Origin of the sequence: Roseibium sp., from assembly GCF_039982295.1 — a bacterium.
In the GTDB taxonomy this organism is placed as follows: Bacteria; Pseudomonadota; Alphaproteobacteria; order Rhizobiales; family Stappiaceae; genus Roseibium.
Genome location: NZ_JBDWYP010000033.1, coordinates 217,801 through 238,075, shown reverse-complemented (window position 1 = coordinate 238,075; position 20,275 = coordinate 217,801). Strand labels below are relative to the sequence as shown.

Annotated in this window: 21 protein-coding genes; 6 read left to right on the top strand and 15 right to left on the bottom strand. The window is 57.0% G+C overall.

Features of this window, described 5'->3' with window-relative positions; genetic code table 11:
- Nucleotides 1-52 precede the first annotated feature (52 nt).
- The 8 genes from ABJZ52_RS06365 to ABJZ52_RS06330 all read right to left on the bottom strand — a co-directional run bounded on the left by ABJZ52_RS06365 (nucleotide 53) and on the right by ABJZ52_RS06330 (nucleotide 8,678).
- On the bottom strand, nucleotides 53-556 hold the full coding sequence (locus ABJZ52_RS06365) for a chemotaxis protein CheW (protein WP_348189500.1): 504 nt from the start codon (nucleotides 554-556) through the stop codon (nucleotides 53-55).
- A gap of 17 nt (nucleotides 557-573) precedes the next feature.
- The gene (locus ABJZ52_RS06360; RefSeq protein WP_348189502.1) at nucleotides 574-2,682 is read right to left on the bottom strand and encodes a chemotaxis protein CheA; all 2,109 of its coding nucleotides are present in this window, start codon (nucleotides 2,680-2,682) and stop codon (nucleotides 574-576) included.
- A gap of 45 nt (nucleotides 2,683-2,727) precedes the next feature.
- On the bottom strand, nucleotides 2,728-3,093 hold the full coding sequence (locus ABJZ52_RS06355; RefSeq protein ID WP_153770463.1) for a response regulator: 366 nt from the start codon (nucleotides 3,091-3,093) through the stop codon (nucleotides 2,728-2,730).
- A 7-nt stretch (nucleotides 3,094-3,100) separates the two neighbouring features.
- Nucleotides 3,101-3,412, bottom strand: a complete 312-nt coding sequence (locus ABJZ52_RS06350) for an STAS domain-containing protein (protein WP_348189504.1) — start codon at nucleotides 3,410-3,412, stop codon at nucleotides 3,101-3,103.
- A gap of 531 nt (nucleotides 3,413-3,943) precedes the next feature.
- Nucleotides 3,944-5,563 (bottom strand): thiamine pyrophosphate-binding protein, encoded by a 1,620-nt coding sequence (locus tag ABJZ52_RS06345; RefSeq protein ID WP_348189506.1) that lies wholly within the window; start codon nucleotides 5,561-5,563, stop codon nucleotides 3,944-3,946.
- Nucleotides 5,560-6,828 carry a CaiB/BaiF CoA-transferase family protein gene (locus ABJZ52_RS06340; protein WP_348189508.1) on the bottom strand — a complete coding sequence of 423 codons (1,269 nt, stop codon included), beginning with the start codon at nucleotides 6,826-6,828 and terminating at the stop codon, nucleotides 5,560-5,562. Before ABJZ52_RS06340 ends, ABJZ52_RS06345 begins: the two co-directional genes overlap by 4 nt.
- Nucleotides 6,829-6,942: 114 nt before the next feature.
- Nucleotides 6,943-7,770 (bottom strand): polyhydroxybutyrate depolymerase, encoded by an 828-nt coding sequence (locus tag ABJZ52_RS06335; protein ID WP_348189510.1) that lies wholly within the window; start codon nucleotides 7,768-7,770, stop codon nucleotides 6,943-6,945.
- A gap of 122 nt (nucleotides 7,771-7,892) precedes the next feature.
- Nucleotides 7,893-8,678 (bottom strand): ion channel, encoded by a 786-nt coding sequence (locus ABJZ52_RS06330; protein ID WP_348189512.1) that lies wholly within the window; start codon nucleotides 8,676-8,678, stop codon nucleotides 7,893-7,895.
- Nucleotides 8,679-8,792: 114 nt separating this feature from the next.
- Here ABJZ52_RS06330 and ABJZ52_RS06325 point away from each other — a divergent pair, with 114 nt between their 5' ends.
- A complete protein-coding gene (locus ABJZ52_RS06325; protein ID WP_348189514.1) occupies nucleotides 8,793-9,554 on the top strand; it encodes an SDR family oxidoreductase in 762 nt (253 codons plus the stop codon).
- Nucleotides 9,555-9,625: 71 nt separating this feature from the next.
- Here the strand turns inward: ABJZ52_RS06325 and maiA are convergent, their stop codons facing one another.
- Nucleotides 9,626-10,279 (bottom strand): maleylacetoacetate isomerase, encoded by a 654-nt coding sequence (gene maiA / locus ABJZ52_RS06320; RefSeq protein ID WP_348189517.1) that lies wholly within the window; start codon nucleotides 10,277-10,279, stop codon nucleotides 9,626-9,628.
- Between the two features lie 406 nt (nucleotides 10,280-10,685).
- Between maiA and ABJZ52_RS06315 the strand changes: the two genes are divergently transcribed.
- On the top strand, nucleotides 10,686-11,297 hold the full coding sequence (locus ABJZ52_RS06315; RefSeq protein ID WP_348189519.1) for a hypothetical protein: 612 nt from the start codon (nucleotides 10,686-10,688) through the stop codon (nucleotides 11,295-11,297).
- Nucleotides 11,298-11,306: 9 nt separating this feature from the next.
- Here the strand turns inward: ABJZ52_RS06315 and ABJZ52_RS06310 are convergent, their stop codons facing one another.
- A complete protein-coding gene (locus tag ABJZ52_RS06310; RefSeq protein WP_348189521.1) occupies nucleotides 11,307-11,792 on the bottom strand; it encodes a DUF302 domain-containing protein in 486 nt (161 codons plus the stop codon).
- A gap of 118 nt (nucleotides 11,793-11,910) precedes the next feature.
- Nucleotides 11,911-13,077, bottom strand: coding sequence for a YeeE/YedE family protein (locus ABJZ52_RS06305; protein ID WP_348189757.1), 1,167 nt, complete (start codon nucleotides 13,075-13,077; stop codon nucleotides 11,911-11,913).
- A gap of 259 nt (nucleotides 13,078-13,336) precedes the next feature.
- Here ABJZ52_RS06305 and ABJZ52_RS06300 point away from each other — a divergent pair, with 259 nt between their 5' ends.
- Both ABJZ52_RS06300 and ABJZ52_RS06295 read left to right on the top strand, forming a co-directional pair.
- Nucleotides 13,337-14,719, top strand: coding sequence for a tetratricopeptide repeat protein (locus ABJZ52_RS06300; RefSeq protein ID WP_348189523.1), 1,383 nt, complete (start codon nucleotides 13,337-13,339; stop codon nucleotides 14,717-14,719).
- Nucleotides 14,720-14,744: 25 nt separating this feature from the next.
- A complete protein-coding gene (locus ABJZ52_RS06295) occupies nucleotides 14,745-16,025 on the top strand; it encodes an OpgC domain-containing protein (protein ID WP_348311719.1) in 1,281 nt (426 codons plus the stop codon).
- A 67-nt stretch (nucleotides 16,026-16,092) separates the two neighbouring features.
- On the opposite strand, the gene ABJZ52_RS06290 is transcribed toward ABJZ52_RS06295, so the two are convergent.
- The 3 genes from ABJZ52_RS06290 to ABJZ52_RS06280 all read right to left on the bottom strand — a co-directional run bounded on the left by ABJZ52_RS06290 (nucleotide 16,093) and on the right by ABJZ52_RS06280 (nucleotide 17,383).
- Nucleotides 16,093-16,380 (bottom strand): DUF1150 domain-containing protein, encoded by a 288-nt coding sequence (locus ABJZ52_RS06290; protein WP_209003961.1) that lies wholly within the window; start codon nucleotides 16,378-16,380, stop codon nucleotides 16,093-16,095.
- A gap of 33 nt (nucleotides 16,381-16,413) precedes the next feature.
- Nucleotides 16,414-16,842: an Hsp20 family protein gene (locus tag ABJZ52_RS06285; RefSeq protein WP_162858376.1), complete on the bottom strand. Its 429-nt coding sequence runs from the start codon at nucleotides 16,840-16,842 to the stop codon at nucleotides 16,414-16,416.
- A gap of 328 nt (nucleotides 16,843-17,170) precedes the next feature.
- Nucleotides 17,171-17,383 carry a helix-turn-helix domain-containing protein gene (locus ABJZ52_RS06280; RefSeq protein ID WP_348189528.1) on the bottom strand — a complete coding sequence of 71 codons (213 nt, stop codon included), beginning with the start codon at nucleotides 17,381-17,383 and terminating at the stop codon, nucleotides 17,171-17,173.
- Nucleotides 17,384-17,539: 156 nt separating this feature from the next.
- On the opposite strand from ABJZ52_RS06280, the gene ABJZ52_RS06275 reads away from it, so the two are divergent.
- Nucleotides 17,540-17,905: an MmcQ/YjbR family DNA-binding protein gene (locus tag ABJZ52_RS06275; RefSeq protein ID WP_348189530.1), complete on the top strand. Its 366-nt coding sequence runs from the start codon at nucleotides 17,540-17,542 to the stop codon at nucleotides 17,903-17,905.
- Nucleotides 17,902-19,095: an MFS transporter gene (locus ABJZ52_RS06270; RefSeq protein WP_348189532.1), complete on the top strand. Its 1,194-nt coding sequence runs from the start codon at nucleotides 17,902-17,904 to the stop codon at nucleotides 19,093-19,095. Before ABJZ52_RS06275 ends, ABJZ52_RS06270 begins: the two co-directional genes overlap by 4 nt.
- A gap of 94 nt (nucleotides 19,096-19,189) precedes the next feature.
- Here ABJZ52_RS06270 and ABJZ52_RS06265 read toward each other — a convergent pair whose 3' ends face one another.
- Nucleotides 19,190-20,272, bottom strand: a complete 1,083-nt coding sequence (locus ABJZ52_RS06265; protein WP_348189534.1) for a sn-glycerol-3-phosphate import ATP-binding protein UgpC — start codon at nucleotides 20,270-20,272, stop codon at nucleotides 19,190-19,192.
- Nucleotides 20,273-20,275 lie beyond the last annotated feature (3 nt).

The window sequence follows — 20,275 nt, the reverse complement described above, 5'->3', positions numbered from 1 at the left end:
TCCTGGAAAGCTTCAGAACCGGTCTGGCGTCGGTTGCTATAATGGGATTGCGTCAGCGGAAGAGTTCCTGAAGGCCAAGAACCACCACCATTCCATGGCCGGCGTTGATGATCCCGGACAGATAGTCCTCGCCCTCGGCACGGTCGGCATCGGGCACGGATTTGATCTCTTCAGGCTCCACTGTGAGGATGTCTGAAACTGCATCGACAAGGATGCCGAAGGTTCGTTCGCCTACGTTGACGATGATGACCACATGCATGGGTGTGGCCTCGGTCAGTCCTTGTCCAAATCGGCTGCGAAGATCGAGGATCGGTACGATCGCACCACGAAGATTCAGAACGCCGAGAACATGCGGCGGCTGGTTTGGCAAGGGCGTAGCGTCAGTCCATCCCTTGATCTCGCGGACTGCCATGATATCGATCGCGTACTCATCTTCCCCGAGGCGAAAGCTGATGAACTGGCAAGAGGTCGGCGATGCAACAATTTCACTTGCCGCTGCCTCCGATCCTTTGACGACCGGATTTGTTTCCTGTGCCTGAAGCATGTTTGCTTGCATGATTTGGTCCCCCATCCTTATTCGGCCGCCACAATCGCGACGGGAGCATCGACCTCTTTCGGGCCATCATCCTGATGCGGTAAAGGCACTGTTGCCTTCATCCCGGCCAACTGTTCGATATCGAGAATCAACGCCACCTTGCCGTTGCCGAGAATTGTCGCCCCGGAGATCCCGGGAACCGGATCGAAATTGTCGTTCAGGCTCTTGATCACGATCTGCTGCTGGCCGATGAGTTCATCAACGGTGATGCCAATTTTCCCGCCACCCGCGACTTCTGTCAGAACGACCAGTCCCTGCGTTGGGTCATGGGTTGCATTTTCGACATTGAAGAGGTCGCAAAGGCGAACGATACGGATGAATTCGCCTCTGATCTGGACGACCTGTGTCCAGTCATCCAGGCGCCGCATCTGGGACGGGCTTGGCCTGAAACTCTCAACAATGCTGGTAATCGGCAGGATGTAGCGCTGGTTGCCGACCGCCACGATCATACCATCGAGCACCGCGAGCGTCAGCGGGATCAGCATGTTGAGCCGTGTACCGTATCCCGGCTGTGACTGAACCTGAATGCGGCCACCAAGACTGACGATGTTTCGCCTCACGACATCCATTCCAACACCGCGGCCGGAGATGTCTGTAACCTCTTCGGCGGTTGAGAAACCAGGCGCAAAGATGAGCTCGTCGATTTCCTGATCGGAGAGATGGGCGTCAGGCTGAACAATGCCTTTGTCGATTGCAATCGCAAGAACCCGTTCACGGTTGATCCCCGCACCGTCGTCGCTGATGCTTATCACGATGTTGCCGCCCACATGCGCAGCCGACAAATCGATCGTTCCCTCTTCGGGTTTGCCTGCTGCCACGCGCTCAGCCGGCGTTTCCAGTCCATGATCGATGGAATTGCGGATCATGTGGGTCAACGGATCGGCGAGCTCTTCGATGATCGTCTTGTCGACTTCGGTATGTTCGCCGGACATGCGCAGGTTGATTTTCTTGCCCAGTTTCCCGGACAAGTCCCGCACCAGGCGTGGCATTCGCGCAAAAACCGACTTCACCGGCTGCATGCGTATCGCCATGACGCACTCCTGCAGCTCTCTCGTGAGATTTGCGAGTTCCTCCTGCCCTGCGATGGGTTGTCTTTCGTTATCAGCAGTCAGGTCGGCCAACTCTTGGGCAAGCATTGCCTGAGTGATGACCAGCTCGCCGACAGTGTTCACAAGGCGGTCAATCCGGCCGAGTTCAACGCGAATGGAGGACGCCGCCGCGGCCTTGGCTTTTTTGCCGGCCGGCGCGGACTCCTTCGTCTCAACATTTTTTTCAGGTGAACTGACTTGAGGCTGTACCGGCGCGTCTTTTGCGGGCGCTTCAGGGCTTTTGGCTTCTTCCTCTGACGAGGTCGCCTGCTCGATCACGATTTCGCAGGTGTCGTCAACGAATTCGAAGACTTCCTCGATGTTCTCACGCGAACACTCAGACTCAAGTTCGAACCTCCACGAAAAGTAGGCCAGCTCAGGGTCCAGTTTACGCAACGGTGGCAACTGGCTACGGTCGCAGGTGACCTTGAGCGACCCCATCTCGCGCAGCTCACGGATCAGGAGCAAGGGTTCCGTCGCGTTCTTGAAGAGATCTACATTGGGCGTCAGCCGAATGGTCCAACTGCCCATGCCGCTAATGCTTGACGCTTGCTGGGCGCCTGGACCTGCCGTTGCGTCTTTCGGCTTTTGGCCGCTGCCCAGCAGATCGTGCACCTGCGCAAGCACCTCGGCGCCGAAGTCGGGTGCTACGGACCTGTTTTCCTGCGCTGCAGAGACGAGTTCAGCAAGCACATCACCGCCACGGACGAGAAGGTCTGCGACCTGAGGCGTCTGATCGATCTCGCCGTCGCGCATCTTGTCGAGCAACGCCTCGAAAGAATGTGTGAAATTGACCAGATCGGTAAAGCCGAACGCACCCGCGCCCGCCTTGATGGAATGGGCAGCCCTGAAAACCGCATTCAGGCCCTCATTGTCGAGAGCCTCTTCCTGCAGCTGCGTCAGATGAACTTCCAGATCGGCCAGGATCTCATTGCACTCTTCGAAAAACGTAATTCGGAAGCGCTCGAAATCTGATCCGGATGTGCCGTCATTGCTCATGAACGTGACCTGTCGGTGCGAAACTTCATCTCAGTGCGGATAGGGTCAGGGACAGACCTTGTTGACCACGGACAGCAGCTTGTCCGGGGCAAAGGGCTTGACGATCCACCCGGTTGCGCCGGCGGCCTTGCCGCTGGCCTTCTTGTCATCCCCACCCTCGGTGGTCAGGATCAAGATGGGTGTCGACTTGAACTCGGCCTTTGCCCGGAGTTCGCGGACAAGCGTCACCCCATCCATGTTCGGCATGTTGATATCCGTGATGACGACATCGACCTTCTGCCCCTTCACCACCGAAAGGGCATGAACGCCGTCTTCCGCTTCAAGGACATCAAAACCGGCTCCCTTCAGGGTGAAAGCCACCATGTCTCGCATGGTCTTGCTGTCATCGACGGTTAGTGCGCGTTTCGCCATGATGCGATTACTCCCAGCTACACAGACAATCTCCGAGACCAAGGTCCTGCAGAGACGTTTTGAATTGATCAGACATGGATGAAATGACGAGCCGGTTGCCTTGGCCCTCGAGGTCGATCGAAGCGGCCAGCAGAATTTGCGCAACGGCCGTGCCGCAGCGCTCCACTTTGCTTGCGTCGATCAGAAGATCGGAACTCTCACCGCGGTCACACATCGCCGCGTGGACCTTCGAAGCGGCCGCCAGATCACAAATCTGAGGAAGCTCGAAGTACTCGCGAGTATCGTCATTTTTATCGGTGACAATATTCTCAGTATTCATTTTTCTAAATCCACAATTGCAAAGGGCCGCGGCAGCAATTCGGCAACTAACACTTGTGGAGATGAGAGATCGAAACGGTTAATGAAAAATTAAACCGACAAAAATGACGTATATTTACTTATTAAGATACTAAGTATTATTTGATTCTATAGGTGCCACTTTTTACTAAAATGATAATAAATCAAGAATAATATAAATACATCTTATGCAATTGCTTTATATCATAATAAATTTACATTAAAATCACAATATCTACATCGATTTCCCGACATAAGGGTGGTTTCTATTTATACTCTCACATCTTCAATCGAGGGGAAGCATCGATCAATAAATCATAAAACTAGTATTTTTATCGATGATATTCGTTTGAGGCATATCGAGCTACATTGCGTATTTTGCGCATTTTTCAACGTAAAGTCGCCGACACGTATTCGCCCAATAGTGGCAAGAATAATGAATGCGTTAAATTGGGCTGGAATGCTTGCTTCCCAGGGCATTGCGACGCCCCTCGAGCCCTCCACACGATGCAAATCAGAGTTTACCGTCATAGGCGCGATTTGAGATTCGGCACGCAATAATTGTAAATCCAGGTCTATGCAACGCACCCTCAATCTCGTTCGCCAGCCCGTCAACCGCTTCGACCCAAGCTCCGTGACCGCTGTAGGCACGCGCGATTTCCGGGAAATCGGTCTCACCAAAGTCGACCCCAACATTCGCACGCTGGCTGGCCCGTTGCTTCAGTTCAATCAGCGACAAGGACCGGTCCACAAGAACACAAATGATCACCGGCAGGCCCAGATCACGAAGCGTCGAGAGTTCTCCCAGACACATCTCAAGTCCCGCATCACCAACGAAAGCAACGACAGGCGCCTGAGTGTCGTCAATCAATCGATGTCCGATCGCCAGCGGAACCGCGCATCCCATCGTACATAGGGCCGAGGACTGGAGCATGCCTCTCGGCTGTCGGCATTTCCAGATCTGGCTGACAAGGATCCGATGTGCACCGCTGTCGGCCGTTACGACGGTTTCATCCGGCGTCAGCTTGCGAAGGGTATGGAAGACAGTCGCGGGGCCCCAGCCATCTGTTTCAGGAGCGAATGCACTCTCCAGGTCCGCCCTGGCCCTGGCAGGCTCTCCGGCAGGCCAGGCCGGCGCATCAGCCGACCTGCTTTTGGAAAACACGGACAACGCGGATTTCACTGAACTGCGCAGCTCAAAACGAGCCTTGTGCATCCCGTGGGTTCTCAGCACCGGCGAGACTTCGACAACAGGGGCACCATCGGGCCATGGATTGCGCCAATTTGCCCGCATCTCGATCGGGTCGTATCCAAGGAGCAGAACGCAATCGCTCTGGTTGATCAAAGGAAGGAAAATATTGTCGGCCTTGGGAGAAAGGCCTGCACCGCCCAGCGCCAGAGCATCCACTTCGTCTAGCAATCCCTTGCCCTTGTAGCTCGTGATCAAGGGGATCGAGAATTGCCTGCAGAAGGCCGCCAACTCAGGTCCTGCACCTTCATTCACCGCATCGACACCCGCAATTGCAATCGGCCGCTTTGCCCTTGCAAATAGCTCCAGTGCGTCCGTCAGATACGAGCCGTTAGCAACCGCCAGCTGGGGCTGTGCAGGAATCCGGTCCGGGTTCCAGGGTTCTTGTGTCTGCCCTTCGGCAACCCTGATCGGCACGTCGATATGGACGGGTCCTGGCTGCCCCTCAAGCGCAATCGCAATCGCCTTGTCCATCATGACGTCAAGAGCATCGAGGCGGGCGGAGAAGCTGGCCTTCACGATCGGCCTCAGGAGCTGCTGATGGTCGAAGACCTGATGGGTGTAGCTTTCCGCCTCCGCGGCGTCGACACAACCGGTGACAAAAATCAGTGGGACGCGATCCTGCCAGGCATTTGCCACCACATTGATGGCGTTGGCAACGCCGGGGCCCAGCGTTGCAAGCAGAACCCCGGGCGCGCTATCGGCATGCCATCCACCCTCCGCCATGAAGCCACCGGCGTTCTCATGCTTGACCAGAACAAAGCGTATGCCTGCACGGTCGATGCTGTCCATCAGGGCGAGAACTTCGCCGCCAGGGATGCCAAACGCGTGGCGACACCCGGCAGCATGCAGCTTGCCCGCAATAATATCGGCTCCAGTGGTCATTCAGGCTCTTCCCTAGATTGTCTTGTCTGGATGGACCCGCTCGCCGACAGTTGCCGAATATCCTCGCCTGTCAGGCCCAGCAGCGATGTCAGTACGTCCTCGGTTCCTTCGCCAAGCGTGGGCGGCGAACGACGGTATGCCACCGGCGTCTTGCTCATGCGAATGGGCGACCCGATCAGATCGACCGAACCGCTCAATTCATGAGGCATCGTGATCTTCATATTGCGTGCAAGCACCTGAGGGTCCGAGAAGACCGACCCGAGATCATTCACGGGACCGCAAGGAACGCCCTCACGCTCAAGAAGCCCAATCCACTCTGCTGCCGTTTTTTCAATCGTCAGTCGACGGATCAACGGCACCAAGTCCTTGCGATTTCGCACTCGATCCGCATTAGCGGCAAATCGTGGATCGTCTGCCAAGTCAGATGCGCCAGCTGCCACGCAGAACTTCTTGAACTGACTGTCATTGCCAACAGCCAGAATGAACGACATGTCGCTCGCAGGGAAAGTCTCATAGGGCACAATGGTTGGATGACCATTTCCAAGGCGACCCGGGATCTCGCCGGACACCAGATGCGCAACACCCTGGTTGATCAACCACGACACCTGGCTGTCGAAAAGAGAGATGTCGAGATACTGCCCTTCTCCGGTATTGTTTCGATGGTTCAGGGCCGCGAGGATCGACACCGTTGCATACATACCGCACATGACATCCGCGATGCCGACACCCGCCTTGATTTCCGTACCACCTTCATCGTCTGGAAGCCCGGTCAAGGACATGATCCCGCCCATCCCCTGGATCAGAAAGTCATAGCCCGCCCTTGTGGCATAGGGCCCTGTCTGGCCGAAGCCGGAGATGGAGCAATAGATCAGCCCTGGATTGGCATTTTTCAGACTGTCATAGTCCAGACCACGGCGCTTCAGGTCGCCGACTTTGAAGTTCTCGACAAGGACATCAGCCTTGGCCGCCAATTGCCTGATCAATTTCTGTCCGGCCTCCGAGGCCAAATCAATCGCCACAGATCGCTTGTTGCGATTGGAAGACAGGTAATAGGCGCTTTCCCGCGTCTCACGGTCTGCAGCGTCCTTCAGAAAGGGCGGTCCCCAGCCGCGTGTATCGTCCCCCTTCTCCGGCCGCTCGATCTTGATGACCTCGGCTCCAAGATCTCCAAGAATCTGGGTGCAGGTCGGACCGGCCAAAATCCGCGACAGATCAAGAACAACAAGGCCGGACAAAGCACCGGCGGGAGAGGAAGATACTGACAAGGGCTCACCGAGAGAATTGCGTTGCGCCCAATGAGCCGACTGAATTCTCTCCAGTCAACTGCTGCGAGCCCTGCAGAGCTGCAAATTCGCTCAAGTGTTTGTCAGAAGCTGTGATCAGGACCAGCCCTTCAGCTTGCCAAGTTCGTGCCAGACACGCTCCATCCACTCGGCGCGCACATTGTGCCCACCCTCATGAAGGCACAGCTCAAGCATCCCCGCTTCAGGCGACCAGCGTTCACAAGTCAGACTGCCTTCAGTGTACTTCATGGGTTTGTCGTCAGTCAGCCCAAGCTGCTGAAGCCAGACATCAAAACTCTTGAAGACATCGCCCTGGTGATATTTCCCGCCACCAAGAGGACGCCCCTCGAGTGGCACGACCGTGTCCGACGTTCCATGAATATGAAACAGATAGGGAGCCTCAGTCGGGCATTCTTCCGGCAGAGGTTTCCAGAAGGCACCAGCAATCGGAGCATATCCTGCAAACCGATCCGCATCGTCACAAGCCAAATACCAGGTCATGAACCCGCCAGAGGAAAAACCGGTGAGAAGGGTCTTTTCGCGATTGATGTCGAACCGGTCTTCGACATCATCGAGAACCACATCGAAAAACGCGTTTTCATCGCGCAGGCTTCGGGGAGCGGTTGGAAATGACCACGTGCCGTTGACACCCTGAACCGCGACAAAGACAACATTCAGATCGTTCGCGAGCTTCCTGAACGACGCGTTCCGGACCGCGTTAAGTGCTTTCCCACGATGCCCATGAAGATAAAAGACCGCACCAACGGGCGGCACCGTTTCAGCGTCATCAGGCAAGAGAGCGTAATAGGTACCCTCTTCAAGCTCACAGGGCACTTCACCGCCACAGGCATCTGCAGCCACTGCAGGCTGCAAGGCAAGGGCCCACCAGAATGAGATTGCAAGCACGGACTTCTTCGAGGGCATGGACGCTCCTTTAGGTCGACGTCGACAATCGGTCATCAGACGTTGTCATCATCTGCCAGCGATCCCAAGAGCCTGCCAATCACAGTGACGCGATCAGGTGGAAAAGAAGATACCTTCCGCGCCTATCCCCACTCACCCTCGGTCGGAATGTTCAAGACCCGTCCACAGTGCTTGCAGTGAACGGCATCCGTATCATGACGGCTCAAGCCGCAATCCGGGCATTTGTAGTGGACCTTGACCGGCCGGAAGATCGTCTGGACAAGACGCAGGAACAACGCCACGCCAAAGATCATGATGGCGACCGTGAGCAACCGTCCCGCGCTATCGCTCATGGTGATGTCGCCGAACCCGGTTGTGGTCAGCGTCGTGACGGTGAAATACAGGGCATCCAGATAGTTGTTGATCCCCGGATTGCGATCGTCCTCCACGACGTAAACCAGGGCCGTCACGATGAAGATGAACACGACGAGGTTCACGCCCGAGTGGATGATTTCCTCGTTGCGTTTGAACCAGCGAGAGGAGTCTCGCAGCTCCTTGAGCACATGATAGGAGCGCAGCAGACGCAGCATGCGGATCACGCGCAGGAAAGCCAGGTTTTCGAAGAAGGCCGGTGCGATCAGGGATGCGATGACAACCACATCCGCCATGGCTGTAAAGCTGATCACATAGCGCCCGGGCTGCGCGGAAGCCATCAATCTCCCGAGGTAGTCGAGCAGCAAGACACCCGCGATCAGGTAGTCGATTTCATGATGGATCCGGCCGGGATCCAGCATCGAAGAGACGATAAAATACCCAATCGTCAACACGTCGAACGTCAACAGCACATAGCTCCAGATGCGGGCAGCTGATGATTGACCGAAATAGAGATGCCGAAGGCGCTCACGCAAAGCTTGATAGGAAAAAGTCATAGCCGGAGAATGACGCAAGCGGCCTGAAAGGCAAGTCGCACAACCGCACCTCTGGCATCTCAAGCAATTTGTTCCTAGATGGTGGCTTCCAAACAACGAACGACTGGGGACCAAATGCCTGACTTGAATGGAAAAGCTGCTCTTGTGACAGGTGCAAGCCGAGGCATCGGAGAGGCCACTGCCCGTATCCTGGCGAAGCATGGCGCTGCGGTTGTTCTCGCAGCGCGCAGCACGTCGGACATCGAACGGATTGCTTCCGAGATCCGCGCCGAAGGTGGCCAGGCGGAAGCGATTGCCTGCGACGTGTCCGACTACAAGGCTGTTGCAGATGCCGTTGCCCTTTGCACCCAAAAGTTCGGCAGCCTGGACATCCTGGTGAACAATGCAGGACTGATCGACCCGATCAACCGGATCGAGGATTCCGATCCAGAAGCCTGGGGAAAGGTCATCGATGTCAACGTCAAGGGTGTCTACTACGGCCTTCACGAAGCGTTGCCGGTTATGGCTGCGCAAGGAAGCGGGACAGTGATCAACATCAGCTCTGGTGCAGCGACCGGCGCACTTGAGGGCTGGAGCCATTATTGCTCATCAAAGGCCGCCGTTCTGTCCCTGACGAAATGCGCTGACAAGGAGTTTGGCGACAAAGGCGTGCGCGTCCTCGGCCTGAACCCCGGTACGGTTGCCACCGAAATGCAGGTCGCGATCAAGGCATCCGGCATCAACCCGGTCAGCCAGCTCGACCCGGGCGTCCACATTCCCCCGGAGTGGGTCGGCGAGGCAATCGCCTGGCTCGCAACGGATGCCGGAGACGCCTACAAAGGTATGGATTGCTCGCTTCGCGACGAAGATGTTCGCAAGGCCATCGGATTGGTCTGAGCAACAGGTCCTGGTTCAACACAGAGCACGGCGGTCGAGTGACCGCCGTGCTCTGCTCGGTGTTTGCCAGGTTATTCAGCGTCCGGCTGGTTGGCTGGCGCAGCTTGCTGAAACTCGTGCCGTTCCATACAGGCGTCGTAGATGCGGCGAATGGTCGGATAGGGGCTCATGTCGACCTGAAAACGCTGGTTGTTCGCAACCTGCGCGACGAGGCAGATATCCGCAAGACCTGGGTTGTCCCTGTGGCAGAAAGCTCCCGTATCGGAACTGCCGGACAGTAGCGCCTCCAGCGGACCGAAGGTTTCCGCCACCCAGTGCCTGAACCAGTCAGCAACCGCATGATCGTCAGCCTTGAAGCTATGTCGAAGTCGGTTGAGCACACGCAAATTGTTCACTGGATGGATTTCACAGGCAATCATCTGCGCCAGTGCCCGCACGCGTGCACGCCCTATCGGATCTGTCGGCAGCAAGGGCGGTTCGGGGATCGTCTCTTCAAGATACTCGATGATTGGCAGGGACTGGGTGAGAACAACGCCCGCATCCGGGAACTCCAGTGAAGGCACCAGCCCTTGCGGGTTGAGCTTGAGGTAACTTTCGAAACGTTGCGCACCGGATCTCAAATGATGAGCAATGTAATCTGTCTCCACGCCCTTCAGCTTGAGAGCAATGCGCAGTCGATAGGATGTCGAACTGCGGAAGTAGGAATGAAGTCTCAGTCTGGTCACATGTCCCTCCCTGACGGGTTGACCCGAACTGACATTAGTTACAAATGAAACAAAACTCCAAGACTCTCGCTCTGAAAAGACGCACGGCCTGTGAAATGCAAAGAGGCCCGCAAAGCGGGCCTCCCATGAGATCGAACTGACCTTTTTGTCCGGATTAGATCCCGGCGAAACCTGTTGTTGCCAGAGGCTGCTCCGGCACCGACACATTCCGCCCAGACTTAAGGGCCAAATTCAGGGTCTCACTAGACATGGGCACACCTCCTTTCAGGTTGTTAAACACGAGATTAAAGGTAGTGCCCCAAACGCTTCTTGCAAGCCTGTTCCTTGTGCGTCACTGCCAAAAGGAAGGGCAAAAGTTTCAGCAAGCGCCTTGCCCCCGACGACCGGAAACGCAAAAAGTATCAAGATGGAACATCGACGCCATGCCCCGGATTGCAACCCGCCACTAGACGGGCTCGACTATGCCTGCCCGCGCCCGTTCTCAAAGTGGAAGAGCGGGCATCTGGACACATTGATCGGAGGTTGGCTTCAGCTCCAACCACCCTGCCTTGAGTTGGCGACGCTCGCTCTGGAGGAACTGACGGTCAGACGTGAAGATCTGCAAGCGCGGATGAAATTCGCCAACGCAGACCTGGAGCCGATTGCCTGGCTGGCTGATGCGAGGCGCTCGGTCAGAGAGGTTCTTCTCCCGGACATTCGGGAGACAACACTCAAGTCATCAGCAAGGGGAAAGGTCTATGTCATCCTGCGAGGTGGCTACACGGAGACCAATCTCTGGTATGGCGCTTATGTTGGCTCGACCACGCGCCCGATCGCCAAGCGTTTTGCCGAACACCGTGCCGGAGGACCTCGTTCCGCCAGAGGTCTGCCTACACACGGCATCGAGCCACTTTATTCGCTTTTCGCCCCGCTCAATCCAGTTGCATCTTCGCGGGGCAAATTACGCGAATGGGAAACCCGGCTTCATGAGTGCCTCGCACCCATCGTGCCGAAGGTGACCGGCGACGTCGCCTTTTAGAGCCTCTCGTTACTCGCTTGTCGCACGTTTGGCGATGGCTTCAAAAACACCGTCGAGCTCTGCTGCCATGACTTTCAGATCATCGCCGCCTTCGGCCATATAAGGTCCAAAAACCTCGCTGGGTGTCTTCCAGGAGAGCGTCGCGGACTTGTCACCGTTCTCGGTGATGTAAAAGCGGATTGGCGCTTCGATGCCAGCAGCGATGGATGCGTTGAGCATGCGACGGGCGTAATCATTGCGATAGACGCCGAGCACCTGGTTTCCCGGTATGACAATCCCTTGGCCCTTTGCTCCCGCAGACGCGCTCGCTTGCGTGACAAGGCCCATCTTCTCGGCCTTCACCGCAGCTTTTACCCGGTCCACGAGTTCAGAAAATGCGTACGGCGTATCGATAATCCGCCAGCCGTCGCGCGGTTGCAGGCCACTGGCCAAACCCTGGGCCGAAAACCAAACCAGCACCAGCGTGGAGGCAAGGATCGAGCGAAACACAGTCATGTCATTCTCCTTCATGGATGGGAGGGGAGAATGGACCGCAACAAATGCCGATTTGAAGGCACCTGACTGCAAAAGCGCTCACGTGCTGATCACAATCGAGTGCTCAGGCGCCGGCGCTTCAACCCATTCCGAGTTTGAGGCGAAGACGTGTTCCCAGCAAGCTTCCGGCAAAGGCAAAGACCAGCCACAGCCAGCCATGCATGGATCCGGAGACAAGCCCTCCAAGATAGGCACCGATGTTGCAGCCATAGGCCAGCCGAGCACCGTAGCCCATCAAAAGCCCGCCAATGATCGCGGTCAGCAGATCCCTGGCAGACAGATGCCAAATCGGCGCAAACTTTCCGGCAAGCGCAGCAGCCGCCAGCGCGCCGAAAATAATCCCGAAATTCATGACCGAGGTGCTGTCCGTTAGCACGCTCGCTTCAAGAGCCTTGGTCTGCCACTGCCAGTAGGGCCAGGTTTCGACCGGGATGCCGATTGCAGCGAAAACCTTCGCACCCCAGAGAGCAAAACCTGAGGTGATGCCCCAGGGCCGGCCTACAACGATAAAGGTGAGAATGCCGACCACAGCAAGCATTACAGCACCAAGCATGGGAGACCAGGGACCGGTCGTAAGAGACACGGTTTTGCGCGCCTCAAGAACCCGGCCATGCGCCTTTTTCTCGATCTGGATCGTCGCAATGGCAATCGTGCCCAGCACCACCGCAGTGATCGCAAAGGCAACCAGCGGGCCAAAATTGCTCACCAGTGAATAGGCCGGCAACTTGGGCAGCTGCCCCCACAGATGCATGTGGGCTGTCGCGAGGACCGACCCTAGGATGAAGGCCGCCAGGGTGACCATCATGCGTGTCGATCCGCCGCCTGCGGTGAAGAGCGTGCCGGACGCGCAGCCTCCGCCGAGCTGCATGCCAAGACCGAACATGAATGCGCCAACGGCTGCCGCATAACCGAAAGGAAAGACAAAGCCACCCGTCGGCATGCCGAAATCTCTGCCCCAGGCGATCAGGGGAAAGGCAACAGCGGATGTCAGAAGAATGAGGACGAACTGAGCACGCAGGCCCGTACCGCGCTTCTCGGTCACAATATGACGCCAGGCGGCCGTGAAACCGAAACTGGCGTGATAGAGTGAAAGACCGGCGAGACCACCGATCAGGGCTGCGCCCGCCTGGCGCGCTCCGCCGAGCGAGTAGGCGCCAAGCGCAACGACCACCAAAGCGGCGACGGCAAAGGCGAGTATGGGCTTCTGAGAACCCTCATTCGGAGGTGTTACGGTCGTGACTGTCATGGGATCCATCTAAGCATTTCCCATTAATCCAACAAGAAATACCATCCGCTATCGAACTACTTATCGAGAAAGAGATTCCATTTTGAGGCGGCATTAGGGCCAACTCAACACAGAGCCAACACCTTTTTGTGTGTTGCAGTTCAGAACCCGCCTGCCCTCTTGTTGCAATGCGAGGATGTGATTTTGCAGCTGATGAGGCACACCCCTTTTCTGTCGCTCACATTCCGGAAACGCCAGCAATACGGTCAAAGGGCTTGCCATGCGCTATACAGATCAGTTCGGCTATGACGTCACAGTCTCGAGCCAGCAAGCCGTCGTTCATTGGAATGCGGCCGTAAATGCCTTCCTTGCACATGGCAAAGAGACTGCAGTTCACCTTGAACAGGCGCTGGAGCTGGCTCCCGATTTCGCGATGGCACATGCCACCCGAGGCATCTTCTGCCTGCTAATGGGCCGCTCAGAGCTTGTGACAACGGCCAAGGACTGCCTGAGCACAACCCAACGGGTCAGCAAAACGGCGGACCTCACCGAGCGGGAAAAAGCCCTTACGGGCGCGCTGGCAGACTGGCTTGAGGGCTGGCCATCACATGCGGCCGAACGCCTGGATCGTGCGCTCACGTCGGCTCCTCGAGACGCGCTGATCGTGAAGCTGGTGCATGCCATTCGATTTGTTCTGGGCGATTCAAAGGGCATGCTGGCGTCGATCGACAGTGTTTTTGGAACCTACGACAGCCAGCATCCGTCCTATGGTTATATTCTTGGTTGCCGCGCCTTTGCCCTTGAGGAAACCGGAAACTACCGGGACGCAGAGCTGCTTGGTCGCAAAGGCCTCGAACATGCCACGGACGACGCGTGGGGGCTCCATGCGGTCGCCCATGTCCACGACATGACCGGCCGCGCGGACGAAGGTATCACCTGGCTTGAACATCGACCTGAAGGCTGGGCGCATTGCAACAACTTCGGCTACCATGTCTGGTGGCACCTTGCCCTGATGTATCTGGAGCGCGGCGAGATCGACAAGGTTTTGTCGCTTTACGACGAAGAGATCCGCCGCGACCGCACGGATGATTTCCGCGATATTTCCAACGCCACTTCCCTTCTCTCCCGCCTTGAGATTGAAGGCGTCAATGTGGGCGCACGCTGGGAAGAACTTGCGTTGCTGTCGGACAAGCGTGCGGAGGACGGCTGCAATGTGTTTGCGGATCTGCATTACCTGCTGGCGCTGCTGAATGGCGGGCGCCGCATGGGCGCCGAACGCCTGTTGGGCGATCTGAAGTCGCGCTCGCGCCAAACTGGAGACATTGCACGCATTTCCGCAAAAGCCGGCATGCCGGTCGGCCTGGGCCTCGAGCAGTATCGCAAGGGCAATTACGCGTCGGCCTTCCACATGCTCTCGTCCGCAAGAGATGAGCTTCCGACCATTGGCGGCTCCCATGCTCAAAGGGATGTTTTCGAACGCATCACCATCGATGCCGCCCTTCGAGCCGGTTTTGCTGAAGATGCCGAAAGGGTGCTGAAGGATCGGACCCGCAAAAGGGGCGCAGTAGATCACTTTGCCGAGCAAAGGTTCGAGACCTGCGAGAAAATGCGCAGCGCCTCCAAGATCATGCTAGATGAACGGCTGCGTGCAGCTCACGCCTGACTTGAGCTGAAAACCGACACTGCCCTTGGCGGTCGACAAGCTAGACCGCCCAGCCCATGGACTGATTTCTGACGTGAACGCTCAATCAAGCCCGACCAGATTCCGCGACCCCCGCCTCGACTTCTTTCGCGGCATCGGCATGTTCATCATCTATATCGCACATCTTCCAGGAAACTGGTGGACGCTTTGGATCCCGGCCCGCTTCGGGTTTTCAGACGCGACGGAAATCTTCGTTTTCTGTTCAGGCATGGCTTCCGCGCTCGCCTTCGGCAAGGTGTTTGACGTTCACGGCGCAGGAATGGGAATTGCGCGGGTGGCGCAGCGGATGTGGCAGGTTTACTGGGCACATATCTGCCAGTTTCTTGTCATTGCGGCAGGCCTTGTTGCAATCCATGAAAGCGGCTTTCTCACGCAATGCTGCGATCTGACCCAGAACTATGTCGGATCGCTGAACCTCTGGCCGTTCTTTGACAATACGACCCTGAATTTGCCAGGGCTGCTGACGCTGACCTATGTGCCGAATTACTTCGACATCCTGCCGATGTACATCGTGATCCTGGCCTTGATACCCGTCATCATGATCGCATCGCGGATCTCTGTCTGGGCCGCCTTCGCGGTCTCCATCGGGCTATGGCTTGCTGCCAATTTCCAACTGCTGAACCTGCCGGCAGAACCGTGGTCTGACCGCTCCTGGTACTTCAATCCATTCGCCTGGCAACTGGTGTTCTTTACCGGATTTGCCTTCATGCGGGGCTGGATTCCCTCGCCGCCGGTGGACCAGCGCCTGATTGCGCTCGCGGTCGCTGTGCTGCTGCTTTCCCTGCCCTTTGCCTACTTCCGGATTCATCTCAACGTCGAGTTTGCACAGACGGTCAGGGACATGTTGAAACCACTCTGGATCAAGAGTGAGTTCGGCTTCCTGCGGTACGTGCACTTCCTGGCGCTGGCCTACCTTGCCTGGGTCGCAGCGGGCGACAAGGGCTTTCGTCTCTTCGGGCACGGCCGCATCTGGGGTGGTTTCGTCCGCATCGTTCAGAAAGTCGGCCAACAATCCCTTGCGGTTTTCATGGCCAGTCTGGTCATCGCCCAAGCTGCGGGCATTCTCCGCGACATGGTCTGGGGGCGCGGCGAATGGTTGCCTCAGACCTTGTCCAACCTGCTCGGCTTTGCGGCTCTGATTGCAGTTGCCTATGTGGTGGCCTGGTTCAAGGGACAGCCCTGGAGAAAATCGCCAAAACCGCAAACTTCACAACCACCTGAGGAAGCCACGTCACCTCGATCCAAAGTGGTGGAAACCGCAAGTTAAGGCATAAAAAGAAACACCGGCGCGATCACTCGCACCGGTGTTTTGTAATGCTGTTCATTCCAGCAGATCAGTGAACACTGACCATTTCGAGGTCATGCTCGAAAGCATTCGCCAAAGCTGCTTCGCGGCTGTCCGCAAGAAGGATCGGCGTACCGTCTGCATTGAGCAGCGCCCAAAGCGTTGTGCTGTCCTGAATCGGCGGCACTTCCGGGAAGAGCGCGGCCATATCCTTGGCCTGGAGCTTTCGGATATACGCCATGCTGCCGATACCGAGGTCCGCCAGGACCTCTTCGCTCATGGCAATCAGCTCCGCTTCTCGCGCCAGCGCTGCAGCATCATTGGTGTTACGCGTCATGGTCTCTCCAAAGTTTTTTCCGGCGGGGGAGTGTCAGTCGCCGCTGGAGATTTCGATCTTCCGGATCACACGTTCAGGTTCCGGACGCGCAAGATCGATAGACAATAGGCCATCCTTCAGGTCCGCACCAAGGATTTCGATCCCTTCTGCCAGCACAAATGCGCGCTGGAACTGGCGGGCAGCGATCCCGCGGTGCAAATACTGACGGGTCTTGTCGTCAATCTGACGACCCCGAATGACAAGCTGGCTCTCTTCAACGGACACATCGAGCTGATCCCGGGTGAACCCGGCAACCGCAAGAGTGATCCGAATGACGTCGCCCTGTTCGTCTGTTTTCGGCAGACGTTCAATATTGTAGGGTGGGTAGCCGTCATTGGCAGCCTTGGAAACCCTATCAAGCACACGCTCGATATCATCGAACCCGAGCATGAACGGGCTTGAAAACGCTGACATGCGTGTCATCGCCAAAGTCCTTTTAAAGCGACCTTGCGTCCGGACCCATTTCGAGCGGCATCCGAACAGGAGTGTCCTTCACTCCGTTTCGTTATCGAATATGGCGACAGTCGGCGGATCTTTCAAGCTAAGGGCCGCCAGATGACCACAGCCAACACAGCTATGGTTACCTGACAGCCCATTTTCAGAGAGCGTGTTTCAAAACGCTCTGATCGAACCGACTTATTGCGGGATCAACCGCTGTCCGTGGGGATTATCGATCACCATCTTCCAGCTTCCGTCCGTCTGCTTGCGCAAGACCGCAACCGACAGCCCACTCATGTTTAGTGGTTGGCCATCAGGCCCGGTACCGGTCACCTCGGAAGGCTGAGAGTTTTGTCAGGATCAAGATCAGGATCTCCTGCGTCGCCTCCAGTGCATCGTCCGGATTGGCCAGAACCCGCATTGAAAGGTGATACATCTTGTCTTGAATGCCGATGAGCACGGCCTTCAGCGCGCTCTGGTCACCGGCTTGAGCCTCCGCAATCAGCTCGTTCGAAATTGCCTTCATCTCACCAAGTCCTTTTTGGTTCCTTTGATAAGTTAGAGGGCGGCAGGCCCGAAGGTGTGACACATTTTCTTGAATTATCTGCGCCATCACCTGCCTTGCCCTCAGCGGCAAAAACTGAAAACTTCAGCAGACATCACTTTCACAGCAGGCAATCCCTTGACCAGAGACGAATTCAACAGCTTCTGCGCAGCCCTTCCTGCGTCGACCAATGTCGTCCAATGGGGCAATGCCTCGGTCTGGAAGGTTGGCGGCAAGATCTTCGCCATCTGTTCTTCATGGGGCAGCGAAGGCGAACAACGGATCAATTTCAAATGTTCGGACATGTCCTATTCAATGTTGATCCAGGAAGAAGGCATTGTGCCAGCCCCATATCTGGCGAGGGCCAAGTGGGTTCGCGTCGAGGATCCTGATGCGCTGAGCAAGGAAGATTGCTGCGCCTATATCAAGGCGGCCCACGCAATCATCACAGCCAAACTCACTCGCAAACAGCGGCAGGACCTTGGCTTGGCTGAAACGTCATGAATCCTCAGAGCAAACTGGCCAAGCCCGTCTCGCTAGCACTGTTGATGCTAGCCGAGATCGCCGGCATGAGCCTTTGGTTCATGTCCGCCGCAATCCTTCCGGATATGGTGGCGGAAACCGCTATCTCGGAGTTCCGGCAAGCCGCGCTTTCGAGTGCCGTTCAAGCCGGCTTCGTTGTCGGTGCAATTGCATCTGCTGTTTTCGGGCTGCCTGACCGTATGGACCCAAGACGCCTGTTTGCGCTTTGTGCAATTGCTGCCGCGCTCGCCAATGCTGCGCTTCTCGTCGTCACACCCGGTGGCAACCTGGCAATCATGGCACGCTTTGTTACGGGCGCCCTTCTGGCCGGCGTCTATCCTGTCGGGCTCAAGATTGCGGTCGGATGGGGGCAGAAGGATCGAGGTTTCCTGGTTGGGGCTCTCGTTGGCGCTCTAACCTTCGGGTCGGCTGCACCCCATCTCTTGGCCCTTGCCGGAGGTGCGGACTGGCGTTGGAGCGTTTCGATAGCCTCTTTTGCTTCGATTTCTGGCGCGTTCTTGTGCCTGGCCTCCACGCTCGGACCGTTCCACGCAGCAGCAAGCCGCTTTGACATCCGCACCATAGGAGTGGCCTGGACAAATCGAAAGGTGCGCCTGGCCTATGCCGGATACCTCGGTCATATGTGGGAACTCTATGCGATGTGGGCCTGGATTGGTCTCGCGGCTACGGTGTCCTTTGCCATGTCGATGCCCGAGACGGAAGCCATCGCCCTGGGCCGCCTGCTCGCCTTTGGCGCAATTGCAGCCGGCGGCGTAGCCTGTGTCATCGGCGGACTTTTTGCAGACCGCTTTGGCAAGGAAAATATAGCGATCGTCGCCCTTGTTTTGAGCGGTTGCGGCGCAGTTGCCAGTGCGGCCACCTTCGGCGGCCCTGCATGGCTCACAATCGTCTGTGTTCTGGTCTGGGGTGCTGCAATCCTGCCCGACTCTGCCCAGTTCTCAGCACTTGTTGCCGATCACTCCCCACCGGACCAGGCCGGCAGTCTGATGACATTCCAGACGGCACTTGGCTTCGCCCTGACATTCGCGACAGTCCAGCTGACACCGGCGCTCGCTCTCGCAATCGGTTGGCCAGCCGTCTTCATCATCATGGCACTTGGCCCTGCATTCGGCATCGCCGCAATGCTTCGTCTCAAACAGCTCACGAGATAGAGAACTCCTGAAGCAAGCAAAAAGCCGCCCCGGTTGCCCGGAGCGGCTTTTCCTTGAACGACAGCGCCCTCGTAAGGCTGCCCTTCAAATTCCGTCAGGCCTCTATGCGACGGCCCGTCTCCGCATCGAAGAAGTGCACGTCCTTTGGCTCGGCGCGCAGGAAGAGTGTCTGACCCGTCTCATAAACGGAGTGGCTCTCGACACGGACAAGGATTTCCTCGCCGCTTTCGGCGAACTCACCGTAGATGTAGCTTTCAGCTCCGACGGGCTCCAGCACGTTGACCTTGATCTCCAGATCCACACCCGAGCTTCCATCGCCCTTGGTATCCACGACCTTCAGGTGTTCCGGCCGCACACCAACCGTGTAGGCATCTTTGCCGTGCACATTGGCACCGGAAAGTCCCGCGCCCTTGACCAGGGAGAGCTGATTGCCATCGCTCTTCACGTCCAGAAGGTTCATGGCCGGCGAGCCGATAAAGCTGGCAACGAACGTGGAGGCCGGCTTGTCATAGACCTCGATCGGCGCACCGATCTGCTCGATGTTACCGCCATTGAGGACGACCAGCCGATCCGCCAGAGTCATGGCTTCAAGCTGGTCATGGGTCACATAAACGCTGGTCGTGCCCAGAGACTTCTGCAAGCGCTTGATCTCGACGCGCATCTGCACGCGCAGTTTGGCATCGAGGTTCGAAAGCGGCTCATCGAACAGGAAAGCGGCCGGCTCGCGCACAATGGCACGCCCCATGGCGACACGCTGGCGCTGACCGCCGGACAGCGCCCGGGGCTTGCGTTCCAGATAATCGCCAATCTCCAGAATACGGGCGGCCTCTTTCACTCGGCGGTCGATTTCCGCCTTGGCCATGTTCCTGTTCTTCAGGCCATAGGCAAGGTTGTTGTAGACCGACATATGCGGATAGAGCGCATAGTTCTGGAACACCATGGCGATGTCGCGGTCGGCCGGGTCGACCTTGTTGACCACACGGTCGCCGATGCTGATGTCACCGGTCGTGATGTCTTCCAGACCGGCAATCATGCGCAGCAAGGTAGACTTGCCGCAGCCGGACGGGCCGACAAGAACGATGAATTCACCATCGGCGATATCAATGGAAACGCCCTTAACCGCTTCCACATTGCCGCTGTAGACCTTGCGAACCGTATCGAGAGTAATCGTTGACATTTA